Source organism: Brachyspira alvinipulli ATCC 51933 (genome assembly GCF_000518245.1).
In the GTDB taxonomy this organism is placed as follows: Bacteria; Spirochaetota; Brachyspiria; order Brachyspirales; family Brachyspiraceae; genus Brachyspira; species Brachyspira alvinipulli.
The window spans coordinates 314,055-335,946 of sequence record NZ_KI912402.1 but is presented as its reverse complement, the minus strand read 5'-3'; the positions used below and the strand labels follow the sequence as shown (position 1 = coordinate 335,946).

Genomic DNA, 21,892 nt, shown 5'->3' with positions numbered 1-21,892 from the left:
AAAAATTATTATAACTCTTTTACTAAACCGCATATAGAAGATACAAATCTTTTATTCAATTCCAAAGGATTGCTTGGACAATTAAAATCAAAATTATTATCTTCATCTAATTTATAAAATACTGCTCTTTCAATGTCAACATCTTCTTCCTGTACATAACCAACCATCAAATAATTAAAATGAATAACAAACATTATTTTTGCTATTTCATCTTTTAAATTATATTCAAAAAAAGTTCCTGCATCTAATATTTCGCCTCTTTTCATATCAAGAGAAGCTGCAAATTTCATTAATGCATAAGGATTAACTTTTTTATCATGATATACTATTTCAAGATTTTTATTTATATCTTTTTCTTCCGGAAGTTCATAAATCATATTAAGCTGTTCTATAGGCTGTGCAATATCATAATCTGCTAATTGATTTTTCCATTTCAATAAAATTTCATTATCAAGTTCTATAGGGTGAATTAATGTTATATTTTTTTTATTTTGTAATTCATCTTTAAATATATATTCTTCATCATATACCGTATTAAAAGAACCGTCTTCTGTGTATCTGAATGACTCTATTAATTTATTATTATCATCATAAATGCCCCATATAAGTTTTTGAGCGAATATATTCATCAAAGGATTATCCACAAATACTTCTTTAAATCCTTTATAGCTCCATTTTCTTCCATTAAGCAGAACTTTTTTTAATCTTATAATTTGATTTTCTAGAGTATTTTTTATAGATTTTTTTAATTCTGTTAATTCTTTTTTTGCTTTTGAGGCAGTATCTTTATCATCTTTAGTATTTGGAGCAGGAAGAGATTTTATTATTTTATCATTTTGATTGTCTTTAATAGATAAACTAAAATCATTATTTATGCTTATAGTAAAAGTTCTTTGAGCCTCTCCTCCATAAGATAAAGTCTTTTGTCCTTTACTGTCAAAATCAAAATTAGGTATTATTTTATCAATAAGTTCATCTCTGCTGATTCCAAGTATAGAAGAAACATTTTCTAATGCAGTTTTAGCAGCATTTTTTACTTGATTATTTTTATACTTTAAAGAAATAGAATCAAGCATAACAAGAATTAATTTATTACCATTCAATGCCATACATTGTACTATATGTGCTGCTAATGCTCCTCTGGCATTATTAGTTAAATAATCTACTTCATTTTTTAATTTTAATACTGTTTCATTATCCATATATAAACAGTAAAGAATATATATGTTTTTTAATTCTATAGGATATTTCAAATTAATAAATTCATTATAAATATTTGATAAAGCATTTCTGAAAGATTCCATATAAAAATGATTAATGATTTTTTCTATATCTATTAATTTGTTTATTTCTTTTAATGCTATATATTCAGTAAAAATATACTTCATTACTTTTAACGGCACTAATGTTTTTTTATCTTTAAATAATACATTTGATATTTCTTTTTCTATAAAATTATATTTATTTATTTTTTCTTCATATCCTTCATTATAATATTTATCTACATGAGAGTTTATTTCTTCTATATTTTTAAACTCAAAACTTTCATTAAATCTGCTCATATCCCAAATTCTTATTATGCTTTTTAATGAAGTTTCAAATTCTCCTTTAGCTTTATCAAGTTTTTGAAGTACATCATCTTTTACTTTACTTTCTGATTTTTCTAATATTTTAATGCATGTCTTTTTTATCTCTTTTGATTTTGATGTTTCAAGAAGTTTTAATACTAATTTATAATTTTCTATTTTACTTTCTTTGTTATATAGAGTATTCAAAAAATGTATGGTAAAATTAATATCTTTAGAAATATTTTTTATAAACTTATCATCATCTATAAACTTATAAATATCTTCTAAATAATCATTGCCTATTTCTGTAATATTATATATATTCAAAAATGTTTTTTTCTTGCCATCTGCCGAATATATGGCACTTGTATAAATATAGTAAGTTAAATAAATATTTATTATATTAACTTTATCATTTAAACTAAATATTTCTTTTACAATATTAAAAACTGTTTCATCATATAAATAATTTCTAGCCAGAATAAAACTATTTATTGTAATATAAGAATATAAAGTAGAGTTTATAAAGTTTTTAGCCTTATCATTATAATCATACAATAATGCAAGCATATATGTATGATATTCAAATATATTATGTATCAAATATTTATAATCATTATAATCATCATAACATTCAGGAAGAGGATCTAAAAAATTAAATAGAAAATCTACTGCCCTATCAACTATATTATGATCTATAATTTCATTTTCTTTTTTATTAAATAAAAATGCAGACATAAGCAAATAAATATCAATACAATTATCTACAAAATGCATGTTATTATATTTTAATTGAGGATTAGAATTATTATAATCAAGCAAAACAGATTCCTGATATAATTTATACATATTATAGAAATTATCCTTATCTTCATTGTATAATGATTCTATTAATTCCAATTTTATACTTTGAGAATTAGATTTAAATAAATAAAATATTTTTTGTAAGATTTGAGGAAGTTCATTGATAAAAGGATATGTTAAAGTTACATTATTATATTTATTATCAGATGAAGTATAATTAACATCTATTATATATCTTATAAAATATTCGCTTTTATAAAAAACATTAATATCCTTCATAAATAAAGCTGACGAACCTTTATTATTTAATAAAATTTCTACAAATTTATTTTTTATTTCATCTGATACATCAATTATTAAAAACAAAGAACATAAAATATTTCTAATTATTATATTTTCTTTGTTTTCTATTTTTGAAATAAGAGATAATAATTTATTAGCCAAGTTTTTATCTTTGGTATGTATTATTAATTGCGATAAAATATATAATGGGCAGTATATTTGATAATCTTTATATTCATTAATTATTTCATCATCAGTTTTATTTTTTATTTCTTCTATAAATCTATTGAAAGAATTCTTTATTTTGTTATCTATTTTTACTAGATCTTTGAAAATTAAATTATAACATTTTAAAAACTCTATAAAAAAATGAATACCTATAATATTTTCTTTGTTTTCAAAAATATAATAAAGAAATGCATTTTTTACAGACTCATCTAAATAATAAAATCTTATAATATTATAAGTATTATTTTCTCTATATTCATAATTATTATGTATATAAAGAATAAGCAGTCTTTTATATGATTCTCTCTCATCTTGTCGGCATTTACTTAAATCATTAATAAAGGCATCAAAATCATTTCTATTCATTATAGAATGAACTCTTTCAGGTACTTCATCAGTTTTTAAATACACATAATCTTCGATAGTATGTCTAATATCATCTGAAATATCTTTATTATTTGTAACTTTTTTTATATGACTTTCTATGTTACCCATAATATCATCCTTATATCGTTTGAATAATACAAAAATATATAATAAAACTATTTTTTAATCAATTTTCATTAAATAAAATATTTTTAATAAAAAAATTATTCAGAAAAAACAGTTGTGCCAGACCACACTTCTTTTATTTGTATAAAAGAAGCAAAAGAACTGCATTTGTAGACAAAATACAATTATTATCTTATATTTAATACATATTCCCAAAATATAAAGTTCTAGTACTTACGTTTTTCATGAAACATATCCGAAGAATAAAAACTTTTTTGTGCGACAAACAAGTTGATAATATTTATATAATGTGCAGAAGGTGGCAAAATGAGATCATTTCAGTATATACACCTCCTTATTTCTTAATTTATAACAGATTTAATTATAATTTTCAAATAAATAAAATAGCTATTTAATATTTTTTAATTGATTTTAATGTTTTTAAATTTATAATTATAAAACATTTTAATAAAGGATGTAAATTATGATTAATAAAATTAAAATATTCATCACCGTATCATTAATTATTATTACTATATTAAGCTGTAATAATAAATCCTCAGAAACAATAGGGATAATAAAAACAATAGAAACCAAAACAGACTATTCAGATAAAAATAATTGGATGTCCATACCAGAAAATCCAAATGACAGAGAAGTAGATGTATTTTATTTATACCCTACAACTTGGGAAAGAGAAAATACAAATGAAAGTATAATATGTCCTATAGATTATGCCCCAATGAGAAGCGGAGCTACAAATATGATGATGCAGCATATAGGAATATTTGATGAAACAGCAAGTGTATACGCCCCATTCTACAGACAAGCTGATGCTTTATATTTAGTAGATAAAAAAAATAATATAAGCAGAGAAGAACAAGATAAATACTTTTTCGCAGAACCAAAAGAAGATGCTATTGCTGCATTTGATTATTATATAAAAAATTATAATAATATCAGACCTTTCATATTAGTAGGACATTCTCAAGGTGCTATAATGATAAAAGAAATATTAAAGGATTATTTCAAGACAAATGAAAATTTAAAAAATAGAATGGTTGCAGCTTATGTGCTTGGATATTCTGTTACTCAAAAAGAGTTAGATGAAAATCCTCATTTAAGATTTGCAAACAGCGAATATGACACTGGAGTAATAATTTCATACAACACTGAAAGCCCAGATTTTAACGGATATAACCCTACCGTTCTTGAAGGCTCTATTTCAATTAATCCTATAACTTGGACATTAGATGAAACTATAGCAACAAAAGAACAAAGCATAGGAGCTAATATTGCATCAAATTATGGAAAACCAACAAAAATAGCAGATGCAAAAGTTGATAAAGCAAGAGGCGTTATAAAATGCAGCACCATAAATCCTGATGATTTTTACTTAGGAGAAAAAAGTGTATTTGAAAAAGGCGTTTATCATGCTTATGATATAGCTCTTTATTATTATGATTTGAAAGAAAATGTTAGAAAAAGAGTTGGGGCTTTTTGGAAATAAATAAAATATAAAAGCGGGCAAAATAATAAGTGATATTATTACTTTGCCCTCAACATGGTTTATAAAATATAAATATACGAAAATTATCTAAATTAATTAGCTACAAATTCTTTTCCTCTTTTATCGAGTACATTCAAACTTATAGCATTAAGTCTAACGGTTTCATAATTGTCTATATCTAATATCTCCACAACACCAACGACTTCAATCCAATCCTGGGGATTAGGTATTTCACCGTTATAATTAAACTCAAAACCTGCAACGCCATCATATCCGCAGCATCCTGGTCCATATCTGAATACAAAATTAAGTTTCTCTCCAGTTTCTTCATCTGTAAATCCATCATATATACCTTGAAGTTTTATTATTTTCCCTCTGTAATCATCCGGATTCAAATAAACATCATTGCATTGATTTATAAACATTCTTTCTTTTATTTCTATAACATTATTCATATCAATAGATGATGAAGAACTTGCAGCATTATTAGCATCATTTGAAGACTTATCTCTAGGATTTCCATAATCATATTTTTTCTTCGGTATATCAACATAATTTTTTTCTATATCAAACCATCCGTCATTATATTCTTTTTTTGAACAAGAAGAAAATGACAGCAATATAATAAATAAAAATAATATTTTTTTCATATCCATATTTCTCCTTTTTATTTTGCTCCTAATTTTACAAATTTTCCTATAACAGAAAATATTAAAAGCATAGCCAAATTAACCATAACAATACATGCTCCTGTAGGATATTCCAATTGAAATGATGCAACTATACCTATAAAAAAGCAAAATACTGATAATACAGCCGATGAAATTACCACACTCTTAAAAGTATTAAATACTCTCATAGAAGTTAATGCCGGAAATATTATCAAACTTGATATAAGCATAGCCCCCATCATTCTCATACCCAATACTATTATCAAAGATGTAAGTATAGATATAAGCATATTATAAAGCTCAGCATTAATACCTACAGCACGGGCAAAATTTTCATCAAAAGTCACTAAAAATATTTTATTATAAAATAATACATAAAGTACTATAACTATAACACTAACAATTATACTTATGTAAACTTCACTTTTACTCATAGCAAGTATACTTCCAAACATATAATTACATACATCCGTATTTATTCCTGTTTTTACAGTAATGGCAATAATACCTACAGCTAAAGATACACTTGATATCAAAGCAATAGCTGCATCTCCTTTTATTTTGCTATTTTCACTTAATCTCAAAAGAAGTATTGAAGCAATAGCAACTATAGGTATAGAAAGCTTCAAAGTAGAAAAACCAAACATCATAGAAAGAGATAATGCTCCGAATCCTACATTTGAAAGTCCAATACCTATCATAGAATATCTTTTTAAAACTAAGTTAACGCCTAAAAGAGCAGCACATAATGAAACCAATATACCAACTATAACAGCCCTTACAATGAAGGTATATGAAAAAAGTTCCTGAAGCAAAGCAATCATTTCATATCCTCCCCTGATATTCTTTGGTATATATCCGTTTTTATATAATCCTCTGTGCTTCCAAAAAAAAGCATATCTTTATTCAAATGAAGTATTTTATTAGAGTATTTTATTGCACTTGCTATATCATGCGAAACCATAATAATAGTAACTTCACTATTAAGTTTTTTTATCAAATTATAAAGATCAACTGTAGCTATAGGATCTAATCCTGTGGAAGGCTCATCAAGTATTAATAACTCTTTTGTAGAACATAATGCCCTAGCCAATGCTACCCTCTGCTGCTGTCCTTCTGATAAATCTTTATATGATTTATTTTTTAAATTCTCTATATTAAGTTTTTTTAAATTATCTAAAGTTATTTTTTTATCTTTTGAAGTATAAAAAGGCAGAAACTTTTTCTTATTTAATCTTCCTGATATAACCACTTCAAATACGCTTGCCGGAAAAGATTTTTGTACTATTCCTTGCTGAGGTAAATACCCTATTTCATTTTTCCTTACACTGTTAAAAACTATGTTTCCTTTTTTAGGTTTTATTAGTCCAAGTATAGTTTTTATTAATGTAGTTTTACCAGAACCATTCTCACCTATTATAGAAAGATAATCTCCTTTATTCAAAGAGAAATTGATATTAGATAATACCTCATTACTATCATAAAATACCGATAAATCTTTTATATTCAACATCAATTTAAACCCTTTTTCAAACTCTCTAAATTATCCTTCATAATAGATAAATATGTAACACCTGAATCAAATTCTTCTTTGCTTACATTTTGTCCGGAATGAAGTTTTAATTTAGTCACTCCTGTTTGCTCTGCTAAAGTATTAGCTATTTTCTCATTACTCATCTCTATATAATATAAATAAGGTATATTATTGTCTTTAATATATTCTATTAAATAAGTAATAGTTTTAGGGCTTGCATCAACTTGACTGCTGCATCCTGTAAAAGGTGCTCTATATTCTAAACCGTACTCATCTGCAAAATATCTGAATGGAAATCTATCTCCGAATACTATATTTTTTCTTTTAGATAAGTTTACTGTATTTCTTATTTCATCATCTAATGCTGTTAATTCCTGATTATATTTTTCTGCATTAGATTTATATGTATCAGCATTATCAGCATCAATCTCTGATAAAGCATCGCATATTGCATTAACCATTAATTGGGCATTTTTTGGAGAAGTCCATATATGCTCATCATAAATTCCTTCATGAGTATGAGCTTCTTCAATATGTTCCTCATGCTCTTCATGATTGGCTTCTTCTCCATGATCATGTTCTGCATCATGCTCCATACCTTCAACTATCTCTTCATCCAATGCTTTTACATAATCTATTAACTTCACTATCTTCTTACCGTTTGTATCCATTGAAGCTACAACTTTTTCTGCCCACTCTTCGCTTTCTCCTCCTATATAAATAAATACATCCGCATTTTGTATATCTATTATATCAGCAGGAGTTGCATTAAAAGAATGAATTTCTATTCCAGGTTTTATAATCATCTTTAAATTAGCATTATCGCCTATTATATTTTTAGTGAAATCATATATAGGAAATATAGTAGCTGCTATTTTTATTTTACCATCTTTATCTATATTATTATCTGTTTTATTATTACATGACGTTAATAATACTAAAAAAATTAAAATTAATATTTTTTTATTCATTACATAATCCTTGAAATATTTTTAATTAAATATAATTATAAATACAAGGATGTAAATCAATTAATAAGCTTGACCTTAAGTTTTATGGGGGTAATATTATTATTATAAAATATTATATTATATTTTATAAATACTATTGGTATTATAGAAAAATATATTATAAAACTACATGCTACTACTATTCTTGATATCTTATTAATTATTCTAATTATTGACGATAAATTTAAACATGTTTCGCAATCTGCATCCAAACAATGATGACCCGAATGCGATATAACATAATATGCAGGTATAGCATATACAGATGTAATAAAAATAATAACTAATAATATAAATATTAACTTCATAACATTATTTATTATAATTTATAATAAATAATTGTCAATTATGAATATATTTTTTTATTGTTCACAATCATTATCATTACATATTATCAAAAATTAATTTAACAAGCAAATCCTCTGTTACATCATCGTATAAAACTTTTCTTCCCAAACTGCTTATATCAGTATCAAATTGAGTCCTATTTACAACAGCACTGCATCTATGAAGATATATATTTTTTGTATTAGTATCTAATTTAAATGTAATATAAAACATAAGTTTATCTGCATCGTTGTTGCAGTATTCATGTTCTATAGTAAAATAATTGGATTTATTTGCTATTTTAGAAAAACCTCTATTATTGCATGAATTATTTTCATCATTCAAAGCAATAGTACCTATATATTTATAATAATTTCCAACTTTTTGTAAAAGCGAATAATAATACCAGTTTTTACCTTTCAATACCATCATCTCATAATTAGACCTATCATCAAAAGTTATCTTACTAATTGCATGTACTTTCAAATCTTTGTTATATATTAAATTACCATCTCTGCTAAAAAAACTGCTATTAACATTAAGAGGAGATGTCTGCGAATACAAATTAGAAAATATAAATAAAAATATCAATACAAATAATCTATACATAATTCACCTCATTATAATTCAATATATAAAATAGGATTAGAAATATCAGCAAAAATAGGAAGTTCTATTAAAAATGAATCCTTTAAATCATAAACATTAATATTTCTTAATTCATCATAAGAAGAAATATAACATGCACTTATAGTAGGTATATAGCTTTTTGAAACTATTAATTTCATTTTCATAGAACTAAGCATAGAAGAATATTCATTATATTCACTAGTATTTTCTGAATTGTCAAAAGGAGTGAACATAAATTTATTTCCTGTTCTTACTGGAAGCAAGTAACTGTCACTATCTTTCAAATCACTCTTTTTAACTGTACCATTTATATAAAGTCCTATTTCATTATCATTATTTATACGTTTGAATTTAAAATTTCTAGGATAACTGCTTTTAGCTTCCTTTTCCATATCACTCAAAATTTCATCATAATATCTGACAGGAACAGTATCTTCGTAACCCTCAGATAAAGCGGCCAATTCTATCATAGATTTTGATATTGTAGCTATTGCAATAACGCTTATATTATCATTCTCATCAATCGTAACATACTGAGTATAATCTAAACAAGATATAAAAAATAAAGAAAATAGTATAGAAATAAAAAGCTTTTTCATAAAAATAACCTCTTAAATATTTGTTAACATATTTTACAATAAAAAAAAATAAATAACAATATAAATTATAAAAAATATTATACTATATGACGGTATTGATAATTATACATCATTATAGTATAATAAAAATAACAATACAATAAAGAGGTTTAAAATGAAAAATAAAATTCTAATTATCTTGTTTATATCTGCATTAATGCTTTATTCAAAGCCGTTTAAAATAATAAGCAATAAAGAACTGAAATATTTTAATACAAACAATTTTAATGAAATACAAAATGATATAGATATAATAAAACCAAGTGATGAATTATTAACTTTATTAGAAAAAAATAAAAGAAAAACAGGCGTTGCTGAAATGATTGAATTGATAAATGAGGGCGGTATAAATGCTGCTTCAAAAAGCGAGCTTATTATAGACGATGTTACACACTATACTAATTCTACTCCTTTAATGATAGCTTCATCATACGGGCATTATGATATAGCAAAAGCTTTGATTGATAATGGGGCTTTGGTTAATTTAAGAGCAGACGATGGATTTAATGCTTTAATGGAAGCTGTAAGAACTGATAATATAGAGATAGCAAAATTACTAATAAACAATAATTCTGATATAAATATAAAAAATAAAGACGGCAAAAATATGATTATACTTGCATGCGAAAATGGCAATGAAGAAATGTTTAATCTATTAATAGAAAATAATGCAGATATAAATGCAAAATCATCTTGGGGGGCATCTGCACTTATTTATGCTTCTGAAAAAGGTAATATTAATATAATGCAATATTTAATAGATAATGGAATAGATGTTAATGGAAAAGCCGATGAAAATGGGGACACTCCATTACTTTGGGCTGTTACAGGAGAGAATCCTTATGAAGCTTCAAAACTTTTAATAGAAAATGGTGCGGATGTAAATGCTACAAATAACAGCGGAGTTGCTCCTGCTACTATACTTGCGGCATCTACTCCTAAAGTGGTAAAACTCTTAAAAGATAATGGTGCCGATTTAGATACAAAATTTTTAGATTATTATCCTCCTATAGCAATTGCTGCAGGTGCGGGTAATTTAGAAATAGTTAAGGCATTGGTTGAAAATGGGGCTGATATGAACTATTATCCTAATGATATAAACTATACTGCGATATTTCATGCTATAGACCAACATAATTATAAAGTTGCTGAATATTTATTAAAAAATGGTGTTGATTTAAATATAAAAATGAAACCTGATAATGACTACGGCAGAAGTATAAAAGAAAGCTACAATGTTTTAGAATATGCTGAGGCTATTCAGGATAAAAAAATGATTAATATAGTAAAAAAATATTATAAGAAAAAATAAAAGTTTTATTATACATTTCTAGTCTATATGTTAATGATTTTCTTATTGTTATTTTTTAGAAAGGAAAGTATAGAATTATTATACACAAACTAGATTTAAAATCTACATAACGCACGGTTAACAAAATTTATAATATAATAAAATTTGAATTCCAAATAAACATATATTTTTTAATTTCGCTCTGCGTGCGGTAAACGTACAAAAAATTAAAAAAAATCTTGGGCGGGCAGCTAAAATAACTAAAAAAATAAAAAAGAAAAATAATACAAAAACATCAGAAACGATTAAAAATCTAAAGGGCGGGCGTATGTAATTAAATTTTAAAGCCTAATTAATTACAAAAATAAAAGCCAATAGCTTAATATTAAGTTAAACTATTGGCTATATTCTTAAGAAAAATTACTAACTAAAATTATTTGCTTAATCTAGCTCTTAATTCTTCTAATTGTTTTTTAAGTCTTTCAGGAAGTCTGCTTCCGAACTTATTGAAATGATCTTCTATTTGTTTAGACTGCTCTTTCCAAGCGTCAACATCTACTCTCATAAGTTCTTTGAAATCATCTTCAGGTATATCTAAACCAGAAAGATCGAAATCTCCTTCTTTAGGCATTTTACCTATAGGAGTATCAACAGCATCGATTTTACCTTCAACTCTTTCACACATCCATTTTAATACTCTTGAGTTATCACCGAATCCAGGCCATAACCATTTACCATTAGCATCTTTTCTGAACCAGTTTACATAGAAGATTTTAGGAGCTTTATTTCCTAATTTATCTCCCATTTCAAGCCAGTGTTTCATATAATCGCCCATATTGTATCCAGCGAAAGGAAGCATAGCAAATGGGTCAAATCTTAAAGCACCAACTGAACCGATATTAGCAGCAGTAGTTTCACTAGCCTGACTAGCACCCATAAATACACCATGATCCCAGTTATAAGATTCATGTACTAAAGGCATAACAGAAGCTCTTCTTCCTCCGAAGATGAATATATCTATAGGCACACCTTTAGGATCTTCCCAGTCTTTACAAATAACAGGACATTGTCTAGCAGGAGCAGTAAATCTAGCATTAGGGTGAGCACCTTTTTCACCGCTTTCAGGAGTCCAGTCATTACCTTTCCAGTCTATACCATGCTTAGGAGCTTCTCCCATACCTTCCCACCATACATCGCCGTCATCTGTTTCTACACAGTTAGTAAATATAGTGTTTTCTTTTATTGAATCCATAGCCATAGGGTTAGAATCATAAGAAGTTCCTGGAGCTACTCCGAAGAAACCAGCTTCTGGGTTAATAGCATAAAGTCTGCCGTCTTCAGGATTTATTTTCATCCAAGCAATATCGTCACCTACAGTTTCACATTTCCAACCAGGAATAGTTGGCTGCAACATAGCAAGGTTAGTTTTACCGCAAGCACTTGGGAATGCAGCTGCTATATGGAATTGTTTGCCTTCTGGGTTAGTAAGACGTAAGATAAGCATATGTTCTGCCATCCAGCCTTCTCTTCTAGCCATAGCAGAAGCAATACGTAAAGCGAAACATTTTTTACCAAGTAAAGCGTTTCCGCCGTAACCTGAACCATAAGACCAAATTAAGTTTTCATCTGGGAAATGAGAAATATATTTTTGCTCTATTGGAGCACATGGCCATTTAGTATCTTTTGCACCGTCAGCAAGAGGAGCACCTACAGAGTGTAAGCAAGGTATGAACTCACCGTTAGCACCTAATACATCTAATACTTTAGTACCAACTCTAGTCATTATATGCATGTTACATACAACGTAAGGGCTGTCAGTGATTTCTACACCTATTTTAGCTATAGGAGAACCAACAGGACCCATAGAGAAAGGAATTACATACATAGTTCTGTTTTTCATACAGCCTTTATATAATTCTTTCATAGTACTTTTTAATTCATCCGGAGCCATCCAGTGATTAGTAGGACCTGCATCCTCTTTATCCGGATAACTGATAAAAGTTCTATCTTCAACACGTGCTACGTCAGAAGGATCGCTTCTAAAAGAATGGCTATGAGGTCTTTTTTTAAGAGGTTTTGCTAAACCTATTTCTACTAAACCATTCATGCAGTTGTCATATTCTTCTTTAGTTCCATCACATACATATATATCTTTTGGCTGACACATATCTGCTATTTCTTTAATCCAAGCTTTAAGCTTCTCATGTTTTAATTCTTCAACCTTCATGAATATTACTCCTTATAAAAATTTGTTGCGGAAATTATACAATAAAATAAATTTTTAGTAAATAATTTTTATTAATTTATTTACTTGAAAAAGAAGATATACTGCAATTAAATTTCTTTCTTTAATATTGTTTTAATATAATACTTTTCATTATAAAAATTTTATTAAAATTAAAAAATTATAAATCATAAATATTGACATAAAAATAAAAAAAGCATATTATTCGCTTATGAGAAATACAAAAATATCACTAAACACACTAATCGCTGAAACTCAGCACTCAGCACTCTAACCATTCTTTAATCAATAAAAAATCTCAAAACAACAACCCTAACTTTATACTAACTATACTATACCTGCAGTCTCTTTTTGCGTTGCAGAAATTAATTAATTTATCAATAAAAGTTTATCATAAAGCATTAAATAATATTTCAAAATACAAACTTAACATAATTAAGGAATGCCCTAATTCCTACAACTCAGAAATAAGCATTAGTAATAATGTTTATAATAAAAATTTATTAAAAGGAGTTCAGACTATGAACAAAAAGATTTTATCTATTTTTGTAATGGTAATGGCTTTATCATTACTAGGCGTAAGCTGTAACAAAAAAACTACTGACCCAACCAATGACGGAGGTTCAACAACACAAAAAACAAAAGTAACATTAAAATCAGTTCAAGATGCTGTAATTGCTTTAGCTGTTATAGATGAAGATGGAGGTAATGATACTTCTACTAAAGATAATGTTGATTTTACAGGAAAATCAATTACAAGTGGAACAATAGCATTAACTGCTGAAGACCCAGCAGGTAATAGTGATACAAAAAATAAACTTTTAACTGCAGTAGAAACAAAAATTACTGCTATTAAAAGTGTTAGCAGTGTAACTTTTAAAGCTGTTGCTCCTGAACCACTTCCAACAGATACAAATCCTGCTGATATAACTATAACTCTTACACCTGCTAGCACACATGAATTTGATTCAGCTAGTTTCAAAACTGCTGGTGTTACTATTGATGGTAAGGGAGTAGCTACTATGAAAGTAACAATAACTCCTCTACTACTTGGGCTAATTAATTTGTATTCTATATAGTTTTTACGTTTGTTATAAAGAGTATATAGGGGTGGGTGTTACTCCGCCTCTATATACCCGCTTACCAAAATACATTATACAGCACAACTTATAATGCTTACTTACTAAAAATTCTACAGGTATTCCGCGATATTTATTCAAGCCTTCATAATATCCTAATGGGTTTGATTAAATAATATAATACTGCCCCTTGCTTAAGTTTCAAGTAAGGGGTTTTTATTTATATATTACATATAAAAATATTATCTGTATAAAGCCTTACAGAATAGCTTGATATTAAGTATTTTTTATCATAACTCTTTTATTTCTTTATTTACATATAAAAAAACTTGCTCACTATAAGTATCTGCTAAATAAATTTAGCATATATTCACAAGTTTTTTATTTCTTCTATACTTAATCCTGTTAATTTACTTATCAAATTAATATCCATATTCTCTTTTTTCATTTCTCTTGCTATATTAATTTGTTCAGCTTTTTTACCTTCTTCTATACCTTTTATACGCTCTTCATTAAGCATCAGAACATTAAAATAATCTCTTTCATAATTACTGTAGCCGTTATATAAATCATTACTCTTTATAAATTTATTATACTCATCATAAACATCTTTCATTATAGGGTTTTTCTTCACTAATATTTCCATAGTATCCTCCAATTTATCTTTAGAATTTAAAAATTCAAACCAATCTGATAAATCTTTATATAATTTATTATTACTATTAAATTTTTTCAATTCAAGAAAATGAAGCTCCAAATGATTAGTTAATATATAATTGGTTTCTAATTCTTTAATAAAATAGCAGCTATGCGGTTTATCTATACCTTTTATCAAATTAAAATCCAAAATATTAATACTTATTACTGGTGTTAAATCTGAATATATATCTTTAGATTTTAAATTCGTGAAATAGTTTTTAGCCCAATAGTATAAACTTCTATATATAAATGAATGATTACCTATTCTCTGTATTTCTATTATTATAGTTTCGCCTGATTTTGTTTTCGCTTTAACATCTGCAATACTTTCTTTATCAAAAACATTTTCTTTCAAATTAAAAGCATTTAAAACTTCTATATATTCAAAAGGTTCCTGATTAGAATCTATTCTCACAGAATTAATAAGATTTTTTAATATATGTTCGTGTCCTTCTTTAGCAAATATATAACGCATAAAATAATCATTCAAAGGATTAAAATTTTTTATTTTTTCATCATCTAATTTTTTACTCATATATAACTATTATAATAAAAATAGTATATTTTGTCAAAGTAAGCCTTTACATTAATTCATGTTAAATAGTTTTTTAATAAAATATATTAAAGTTAATATCTCTATATGCCCGTTACCCAAACAATATTAGAACATAAAAGCCAACTTATAATGCTTACTTACTAAAAATTCTACAGGTATTCCGCGATATTTATTCAAGTCTTTATAATATCCTAATGGGTTTGATTAAATAATATAATACTGCCCCTTGCTTAAGTTTCAAGTAAGGGGGTTTTTTATTGATAATCATTTCCTATTATACCTATGTTATATAATAAATTTAAATCATTAATTCTCCATAATCAAAAAATCATTAAGCATACGGTAATCATCACAATAAATTTAAAAAAACTTGGGCGGGTGTTAAAATATCATAAAAAAATAAAAAATAAAAACTATACAAAAATAACAAAAATGATTTTAAACCTAGAGGGCGGGAATTTAATTAAATTTTAAACTTAATCAAAATTTATCAGATAAAAATACAAACTATAAAATTAATCTCTAATACTAAACTCGCATCCGCAGTAATGCTGTCTGTAAAGTCCAGCATCATTTGCTATTATATTAGTCTTTTTGAATCCGTCTTTTTTCTTAAAATCAAAATGCAGATATTCTACTGATTCATGCTCTTTGGCTAAAGAATTACCTATCATTTCAATAACCTTACTGTTTTTATGTGGACTTACTGTCATAACGGTTGCTACATATTTAGCATTGATACTTTCAGCATATTCAAATGCTTTTTTCATTCTATGCTTAAAACAAATACTACATCTGGCACCTTTCTCAGGTTCATTTTCAAAACCCTTAATATCATTATACCAATTTTGAACATCATTTTCACCTTCTACTATATGGGTTTTTATACCAATACTTTCAGCATAATTTATAAACTCGTCTCTTCTTCTTTCATATTCAGCAATCGGGTATATATTAGGATTATAAAAATAAAACACAGTATCATAATCTTCCAGTATGGTTCTAGGATAACACATACAAACTGCACAGCAAGTATGAAGTACTAGCTTTTCTTTCATATTATATTAATATTACCTTTTATATTAATATTACCTTTTACTAGCTTTCAAAGTAATAGTTTTATCATCAAATTTACTTATAATAACTTGATAACCCATATTTTTTGCTTTGGCATTAATATCAACAGCTAAATCTCTGCTGCTGCCTACATATCTAACAACATATGTAGATGAAGTACCAGAGACTCCTCTATTATAAACGCTCTTTAATCCGCCGATATTCTTTTTTAATGCCTCTTCAAAATTTATAGAATCATTGAAATCTAATCCACTAACATATATAGTATATTCTGTACCATTTTGAACTTCGCTCTGCCATTTTGTTACTATCTGATTTACAAAATCATCTGATATAGAATCTGCAGATTTTACTAAAGCAATTGAATGTGCATCTTTATCGCTTCCTCCTACTCCTCCAGCCTGATGAGTAGAACGTGCTATAGTACTGTAATCTGATATATTAACAGCTGTAATTGCTACATCGCTTCTATAACTTTTCATAGCAGTACCTTTTATAGTAGTAAAGAAAGCAGCCTCAGCCTTACCCAATATTGCAATCTGTGCTCCTGTTGCAGATGCTATTCTTTTTACATAATCTGAAGCACGTGAACCTCTTGTATCTTCATAACTTATATTTTCTCTTCTCATAACGCTGCTTAGAGAACTAGCACTTACAAATTTGAATCCTTTTTCACTCATATTCTTTTCTAATTGAACATTAAATGATTCGCTTAATTCTCCTGTTTCATCGGTAACAAGCATAACTATAAGAGGCATATTCTTTCTGTCCATAAGTATTCCCATAGCCTGCAAATTATCCTGAATCATATCTACACCAACAACAGCTTCTATTTTTGAATACCATACGGAACCGCTTTTTGAAATGTTTAATACTTTATATGAAGATATATAACCTGTTGTATTATCATATATTTTTGAACTTATAAGTCTGTTATTTTCTACTAAAGTTGAACCTTGAACAATAGAACCAACTGCCTGTTCTACCGCTTTACGCTTAGCACTCTCTATAGATCTTTCTATAGCATCAGCTTCACCTCTTCCGTCAGCAGAAGCAAAACCTTCAGCAACTATTTTTGTAGTTTTTCCGCCTTTAAAATCAGGGTTCTTCCAATTATTAACTATACCTATTTCACCTGTTTCTTCACCTACATATACACCGCCGCTTGATGTACTTTTTGATGTTGTAGCACATGATATAAAAAATAGCGATAGAAGTGTAAATACAAATATATAGATTTTATTTTTCAATAATTTCATAAATCCATAAACCTCGAATAAAAAATATTATAAAATATAATGTTATAAACATTTATTTTATAATTAAAGTAATATTTTTTCAATAAGCTTCACTTATTTTAAAAATTATTTAATTCTCTTTGCAAATCTTCAAAGAAAATACCTACATGATAACCATCGCATACACTATGATGTACTTGCAATGCTAAAGGTATTATTAAATTATTTTTATCATTATAATAGTACTTTCCTATTGTAAATATAGGCGGCAAATAATCAAAACCATTTTTTAAATTCAAATTAAAACTAGTAAATGCAGATAATGGAATTGATGAAATATTAAATATATTTTTCAAATCACAAGGCTTTGCTAAAAATGATTTATTATCTCCATAAGTTTCTATATCCAAAATATAATTTTTATAAAACAAATTAAAATCTTCATTATATTCAGTATAAATACATGAAAAAGTATTAGAATCTTTATGAAATATAGTATAACTAGGATGCACTATGTCATAGTATCCAAGTTCTTTATTATCGTTCAATGACATTCTAAATTCTTTATATTTGTTTACAGATTTTGATATAAAGTAAATAATAGAAGCATAAAATTTAACATCTTTATTTTTAACTGATTTATAAAAATTAGTTATGTCCAAATTAACCGTTATACTATAAGTACAAGGAACATCCGACATATACATTTTGTAATGTTCTTTCCTATTATAAAGATTAAAATCTATTACATTAAACATAAAATTATGAAATATTATTTTCTAGCATTAAGTCCGTAATTGCCGAATTTTTTGAGTATTATATCCATTTCCTCATCGGATAAAATATTATACTTTCCAATTTTACTAACTTCAACAAATTCTCTGGCAAGATTTTCTACTTCAACTAAAACACCGTAAGCCTTTTCCATACTGGAATCAGAAACCACAAGACCATGATTTTTTATAATACATGCCTTATATCCTTTCATAGCTTTTGATATATTATTGCAAAGCTCTTCTGTACCATAAGTTGCATATTCAGCACAAGGTATAATTTTACCACCTGCAATAGCTACCATATAATGTATAGCAGGTATATAATCAACTCCCATTATTGAAACTATTGAAGAATATATTGAATGGCTATGTATAACAACATTAAAATCAGGATTATCCTTCAATATAGATAAATGAAATCTCCATTCGCTTGAAGGTCTTTTATTAGGCTCAGCATTTCCATTCTCATCAACAAAAACAATATCTTCAGCTTTCATAGTATCATAAGGCATACTAGAAGGAGTTATAAGCATTCCATTTTCAAAACGAAAACTTACATTACCTGAAGTTCCCTGATTAATTCCATCCTTTTGCATTCTTATACAGGTTCTTATAATATCTTGAGATAAATATCTTCTATATTCGTTAATTTCATTACCCATATATAAAATCCTAATTTTAATTATTTTGTGCTTTTTATTATAATACAAGATAAAAAACTGTCAAATAAAAAACAGCTGCTATAAATAATTATAACAGCTGCTAATATTCTTTAATATAATAAAAAATTAATATCTAGTTTCATAAGGTAAAAGTGCTATATTTCTAGCTCTTTTAATAGCTTTAGTAACTAATCTTTGATGCTTAGAACAAGTACCATTTAAACGTTTAGGTATAATTTTACCGCTGTCTTTAACGTATCTTTTTAATAATTTAATGTCTTTGTAATCTAATACATCTATATTGTTTTTACAGAAATAACATACTTTCTTTTTAAAGAATTTTTTTCTGCCGTCTTTTTCATTTACTTCTTTATTGAAATGAGCTTTTTTATCACCTTTAGCTTTCATTTCTTCTTCAGCACTATTTTCAAAATTTTCTGTATTTTCTAAATCCATGATTTTTATCTCCTAAAAAATTATTAATCATCAAAATGGAACTTCATCATCATCCTCAAAACTTCCCAAATCAACACTTGAAGGAGAAGCTGAAGGAGAATATGTAGTATCCATGCTTGCAGAACCAGAACCGCCTGCAGCACCTAACATCTGCATAGTCTGCATAATGATTCTTACTTTAGATCTTGTAGCATTAGTATCTTTATCCTGCCATCTTTCCTGTCTTAAAGTACCGCTTATAGCAACCTGTTTTCCTTTAGTAAGATACTTCCCAACAGTCTCAGCCATTTTACCAAAAGCAACCACATCAAAATAATTAACTTCTGTAGTATTTTTTGTACTAACATAATAATTATTTGCTATAGAAAACTCTACAACTGCACTTCCGCTAGGTAAATATTTAGTTACAGGATCCGCAGTAAGTCTTCCTATTATTGTTACATTATTAAAATCTGTTGCCATAAAATAAGCCTCTAAAAATTAAGCCTCTTTTGAAGCTTCTTCATTATTACTATTATTTTCTTTTTTATCTTTTTGAATTATCTCATCTAAGCGAACTATTATAAATCTCAATATACTGAGTTCATAGCGTAATTCTCTTTCAATATTAGATAAGTTGTTGCCGTCACATCTAAAATGGTAGAAATAAAATTTACCCTGATTAACTTTACGTATTGGGTAGCTTAAATTATGAATTCCATAATCTGCTTCATGGAATATTTCAGAATGATAATTCTGCAAAATAGTTTTTACATGATCTTTAGCATTTTGATGCACAGCGTCATTGATTTCTGTTACGAATAATATTTCGTATTCTCTCATTTCTTTAACTCCTTGGACAAAGCTTCTTTATAAATAAGGAAGCGAAGTATATAAATTTATTTGAAACATAATATACGATTTTCCATAAAAAGTCAATCAAAATAAATTTATTAATAATGTAAAAAATTAAAAAAATTACAGTAAGTAAACATAATTGATTTGCTTTAATTTTTTAATATAGTATAATATAAACAATTAAAATCTTGGAGAACAAAATGAAAAAATTACTAGTTATGTTTTTGTTGGTAGCTATATCAATATCAGTTCATGCATACCAAACAGTTCCTTACAAGTTTAATGATTTGGTTCCTTATGGTATAAGTCCTGATGAAGTTAATGAGATCTTAATGGCTTCTAATTTCTCATCAGCAGCTGCTGAGCCTGTAAGCGGTACATTCTATGTTAGTAAATATCCAGATCCAGATTTAGTATGGTATAACCCTCAAACTATGGATTGGATAAATGTTAAATTTACTACTAATGATGTTTCAGAATTATTCACAAGAGATGAAAACATTTTATATTTCAACTTTATAGTTACAAACGAATTTAAATGTATGACAGTTAGAGCTGATGCTATTAATGAAGATGCTACACTAGCTGGAAAAGAAACTAAATGGGCTTATAAATTCTTCTTCCATGAAGATAAATTATTTGCTGTAAGTGCTGTTTATGAAGGAGATTACACTTTAGAACAGTATAAATCAAGAAATGAAGGCAATGAATATGCTCATCCTGGTTATGTAATGTCTAGAGGTTTATTCAGCAGAACTTTAGGTGGCTTCCATACTAAATACGGCGGTTTCCATAACAGCAGAAGCAGAACATTTGATGATTTTACTTCTATGAAATATGGTAACTATATGAACAAAGCTGCTAATACTTCTTTAGCTGTTTTCTATGCTACTTATGGTCAAAAAAATATTAACTTTGTAGCTTCTTATGTAGATAATTTTAGAATGCAGCCTATAGCTTTAAGATTCCAAAATTTATATTATGAAAATTATTTCGATTTCGCTGATGTTCCTGTAGGAATACCACCAGAAATTAAACCTCCAAAAGATGAAAATAAAGAGGGAAATAATAATACTCAAGCTGTTGAAAACAATCAGTAATTGATTAGATAGATAGAAGGACTATATAATAATATTATATAGTCCTTCTATTTTTTTATATTTAAATTAATTTCCAACCACAATATTCCTTTTTAAAATATTATTTATTTTGCAAAAAAGTTATATATATGATATAATCGTTTAAATTAATAACTTTTATTATATTTTTGTTTAAGAGGTTT

At 26.8% G+C, this 21,892-nt stretch carries 20 protein-coding genes; 4 read left to right on the top strand and 16 right to left on the bottom strand.

Annotated features, from left to right (window positions below; translation table 11 throughout):
- Positions 1–8: 8 nt before the first annotated feature.
- Positions 9–3,377: a DUF4132 domain-containing protein gene (locus T324_RS17710; RefSeq protein WP_051436805.1), complete on the bottom strand. Its 3,369-nt coding sequence runs from the start codon at positions 3,375–3,377 to the stop codon at positions 9–11.
- 481 nt (positions 3,378–3,858) lie between these two features.
- Between T324_RS17710 and T324_RS0106380 the strand changes: the two genes are divergently transcribed.
- Entirely contained in the window at positions 3,859–4,884 is a 1,026-nt protein-coding gene (locus T324_RS0106380) for a DUF3089 domain-containing protein (RefSeq protein ID WP_084548618.1), read from the top strand.
- A gap of 92 nt (positions 4,885–4,976) precedes the next feature.
- Here the strand turns inward: T324_RS0106380 and T324_RS0106375 are convergent, their stop codons facing one another.
- The 6 genes from T324_RS0106375 to T324_RS0106350 all read right to left on the bottom strand — a co-directional run bounded on the left by T324_RS0106375 (position 4,977) and on the right by T324_RS0106350 (position 9,655).
- The gene (locus T324_RS0106375; protein ID WP_028329478.1) at positions 4,977–5,534 is read right to left on the bottom strand and encodes a TIGR03943 family putative permease subunit; all 558 of its coding nucleotides are present in this window, start codon (positions 5,532–5,534) and stop codon (positions 4,977–4,979) included.
- A gap of 17 nt (positions 5,535–5,551) precedes the next feature.
- Complete coding sequence (locus tag T324_RS0106370; protein ID WP_028329477.1) at positions 5,552–6,379, bottom strand: metal ABC transporter permease; 828 nt, start codon at positions 6,377–6,379, stop codon at positions 5,552–5,554.
- A complete protein-coding gene (locus T324_RS0106365; protein ID WP_028329476.1) occupies positions 6,376–7,068 on the bottom strand; it encodes a metal ABC transporter ATP-binding protein in 693 nt (230 codons plus the stop codon). Before T324_RS0106365 ends, T324_RS0106370 begins: the two co-directional genes overlap by 4 nt.
- Positions 7,068–8,060 carry a metal ABC transporter substrate-binding protein gene (locus tag T324_RS0106360; RefSeq protein WP_028329475.1) on the bottom strand — a complete coding sequence of 331 codons (993 nt, stop codon included), beginning with the start codon at positions 8,058–8,060 and terminating at the stop codon, positions 7,068–7,070. Before T324_RS0106360 ends, T324_RS0106365 begins: the two co-directional genes overlap by 1 nt.
- Positions 8,061–8,483: 423 nt before the next feature.
- Positions 8,484–9,035, bottom strand: coding sequence for a hypothetical protein (locus T324_RS0106355; protein WP_028329474.1), 552 nt, complete (start codon positions 9,033–9,035; stop codon positions 8,484–8,486).
- 11 nt (positions 9,036–9,046) lie between these two features.
- Entirely contained in the window at positions 9,047–9,655 is a 609-nt protein-coding gene (locus T324_RS0106350; RefSeq protein ID WP_028329473.1) for a hypothetical protein, read from the bottom strand.
- Between the two features lie 154 nt (positions 9,656–9,809).
- On the opposite strand from T324_RS0106350, the gene T324_RS0106345 reads away from it, so the two are divergent.
- Positions 9,810–11,006 (top strand): ankyrin repeat domain-containing protein, encoded by a 1,197-nt coding sequence (locus T324_RS0106345; RefSeq protein ID WP_028329472.1) that lies wholly within the window; start codon positions 9,810–9,812, stop codon positions 11,004–11,006.
- A gap of 412 nt (positions 11,007–11,418) precedes the next feature.
- On the opposite strand, the gene T324_RS0106340 is transcribed toward T324_RS0106345, so the two are convergent.
- The gene (locus tag T324_RS0106340) at positions 11,419–13,212 is read right to left on the bottom strand and encodes a phosphoenolpyruvate carboxykinase (GTP) (RefSeq protein ID WP_028329471.1); all 1,794 of its coding nucleotides are present in this window, start codon (positions 13,210–13,212) and stop codon (positions 11,419–11,421) included.
- Positions 13,213–13,751: 539 nt separating this feature from the next.
- Here T324_RS0106340 and T324_RS0106335 point away from each other — a divergent pair.
- The gene (locus T324_RS0106335) at positions 13,752–14,309 is read left to right on the top strand and encodes a hypothetical protein (RefSeq protein ID WP_028329470.1); all 558 of its coding nucleotides are present in this window, start codon (positions 13,752–13,754) and stop codon (positions 14,307–14,309) included.
- A gap of 370 nt (positions 14,310–14,679) precedes the next feature.
- On the opposite strand, the gene T324_RS0106330 is transcribed toward T324_RS0106335, so the two are convergent.
- The 8 genes from T324_RS0106330 to rpsF form a co-directional block, all read right to left on the bottom strand.
- Positions 14,680–15,543 (bottom strand): Rpn family recombination-promoting nuclease/putative transposase, encoded by an 864-nt coding sequence (locus T324_RS0106330; protein ID WP_028329469.1) that lies wholly within the window; start codon positions 15,541–15,543, stop codon positions 14,680–14,682.
- A 536-nt stretch (positions 15,544–16,079) separates the two neighbouring features.
- Positions 16,080–16,622 carry an epoxyqueuosine reductase QueH gene (locus T324_RS0106320; protein ID WP_028329467.1) on the bottom strand — a complete coding sequence of 181 codons (543 nt, stop codon included), beginning with the start codon at positions 16,620–16,622 and terminating at the stop codon, positions 16,080–16,082.
- Positions 16,623–16,652: 30 nt separating this feature from the next.
- Complete coding sequence (locus tag T324_RS0106315) at positions 16,653–17,900, bottom strand: DUF6175 family protein (protein WP_028329466.1); 1,248 nt, start codon at positions 17,898–17,900, stop codon at positions 16,653–16,655.
- A gap of 98 nt (positions 17,901–17,998) precedes the next feature.
- A complete protein-coding gene (locus tag T324_RS0106310) occupies positions 17,999–18,637 on the bottom strand; it encodes a CatA-like O-acetyltransferase (protein ID WP_028329465.1) in 639 nt (212 codons plus the stop codon).
- A gap of 14 nt (positions 18,638–18,651) precedes the next feature.
- A complete protein-coding gene (locus T324_RS0106305; RefSeq protein ID WP_038375067.1) occupies positions 18,652–19,317 on the bottom strand; it encodes a class II aldolase/adducin family protein in 666 nt (221 codons plus the stop codon).
- Between the two features lie 126 nt (positions 19,318–19,443).
- Entirely contained in the window at positions 19,444–19,773 is a 330-nt protein-coding gene (rpsR, locus tag T324_RS0106300; RefSeq protein ID WP_028329463.1) for a 30S ribosomal protein S18, read from the bottom strand.
- A gap of 30 nt (positions 19,774–19,803) precedes the next feature.
- On the bottom strand, positions 19,804–20,235 hold the full coding sequence (ssb, locus tag T324_RS0106295; RefSeq protein ID WP_028329462.1) for a single-stranded DNA-binding protein: 432 nt from the start codon (positions 20,233–20,235) through the stop codon (positions 19,804–19,806).
- 18 nt (positions 20,236–20,253) lie between these two features.
- A complete protein-coding gene (gene rpsF / locus T324_RS0106290) occupies positions 20,254–20,595 on the bottom strand; it encodes a 30S ribosomal protein S6 (protein WP_028329461.1) in 342 nt (113 codons plus the stop codon).
- Positions 20,596–20,810: 215 nt separating this feature from the next.
- On the opposite strand from rpsF, the gene T324_RS0106285 reads away from it, so the two are divergent.
- Entirely contained in the window at positions 20,811–21,710 is a 900-nt protein-coding gene (locus tag T324_RS0106285; RefSeq protein ID WP_028329460.1) for a hypothetical protein, read from the top strand.
- The last annotated feature ends 182 nt before the right edge of the window (positions 21,711–21,892 follow it).

What these genes read in the sequence shown, in the direction of transcription:
- T324_RS17710 (WP_051436805.1), bottom strand. Translation starts at nt 3,377, where the DNA reads ATGGGTAACATAGAAAGTCATATAAAAAAAGTTACAAATAATAAAGAT.
- T324_RS0106380 (WP_084548618.1), top strand. Translation starts at nt 3,859, where the DNA reads ATGATTAATAAAATTAAAATATTCATCACCGTATCATTAATTATTATT.
- T324_RS0106375 (WP_028329478.1), bottom strand. Translation starts at nt 5,534, where the DNA reads ATGAAAAAAATATTATTTTTATTTATTATATTGCTGTCATTTTCTTCT.
- T324_RS0106370 (WP_028329477.1), bottom strand. Translation starts at nt 6,379, where the DNA reads ATGATTGCTTTGCTTCAGGAACTTTTTTCATATACCTTCATTGTAAGG.
- T324_RS0106365 (WP_028329476.1), bottom strand. Translation starts at nt 7,068, where the DNA reads ATGTTGAATATAAAAGATTTATCGGTATTTTATGATAGTAATGAGGTA.
- T324_RS0106360 (WP_028329475.1), bottom strand. Translation starts at nt 8,060, where the DNA reads ATGAATAAAAAAATATTAATTTTAATTTTTTTAGTATTATTAACGTCA.
- T324_RS0106355 (WP_028329474.1), bottom strand. Translation starts at nt 9,035, where the DNA reads ATGTATAGATTATTTGTATTGATATTTTTATTTATATTTTCTAATTTG.
- T324_RS0106350 (WP_028329473.1), bottom strand. Translation starts at nt 9,655, where the DNA reads ATGAAAAAGCTTTTTATTTCTATACTATTTTCTTTATTTTTTATATCT.
- T324_RS0106345 (WP_028329472.1), top strand. Translation starts at nt 9,810, where the DNA reads ATGAAAAATAAAATTCTAATTATCTTGTTTATATCTGCATTAATGCTT.
- T324_RS0106340 (WP_028329471.1), bottom strand. Translation starts at nt 13,212, where the DNA reads ATGAAGGTTGAAGAATTAAAACATGAGAAGCTTAAAGCTTGGATTAAA.
- T324_RS0106335 (WP_028329470.1), top strand. Translation starts at nt 13,752, where the DNA reads ATGAACAAAAAGATTTTATCTATTTTTGTAATGGTAATGGCTTTATCA.
- T324_RS0106330 (WP_028329469.1), bottom strand. Translation starts at nt 15,543, where the DNA reads ATGAGTAAAAAATTAGATGATGAAAAAATAAAAAATTTTAATCCTTTG.
- T324_RS0106320 (WP_028329467.1), bottom strand. Translation starts at nt 16,622, where the DNA reads ATGAAAGAAAAGCTAGTACTTCATACTTGCTGTGCAGTTTGTATGTGT.
- T324_RS0106315 (WP_028329466.1), bottom strand. Translation starts at nt 17,900, where the DNA reads ATGAAATTATTGAAAAATAAAATCTATATATTTGTATTTACACTTCTA.
- T324_RS0106310 (WP_028329465.1), bottom strand. Translation starts at nt 18,637, where the DNA reads ATGTTTAATGTAATAGATTTTAATCTTTATAATAGGAAAGAACATTAC.
- T324_RS0106305 (WP_038375067.1), bottom strand. Translation starts at nt 19,317, where the DNA reads ATGGGTAATGAAATTAACGAATATAGAAGATATTTATCTCAAGATATT.
- rpsR (WP_028329463.1), bottom strand. Translation starts at nt 19,773, where the DNA reads ATGGATTTAGAAAATACAGAAAATTTTGAAAATAGTGCTGAAGAAGAA.
- ssb (WP_028329462.1), bottom strand. Translation starts at nt 20,235, where the DNA reads ATGGCAACAGATTTTAATAATGTAACAATAATAGGAAGACTTACTGCG.
- rpsF (WP_028329461.1), bottom strand. Translation starts at nt 20,595, where the DNA reads ATGAGAGAATACGAAATATTATTCGTAACAGAAATCAATGACGCTGTG.
- T324_RS0106285 (WP_028329460.1), top strand. Translation starts at nt 20,811, where the DNA reads ATGAAAAAATTACTAGTTATGTTTTTGTTGGTAGCTATATCAATATCA.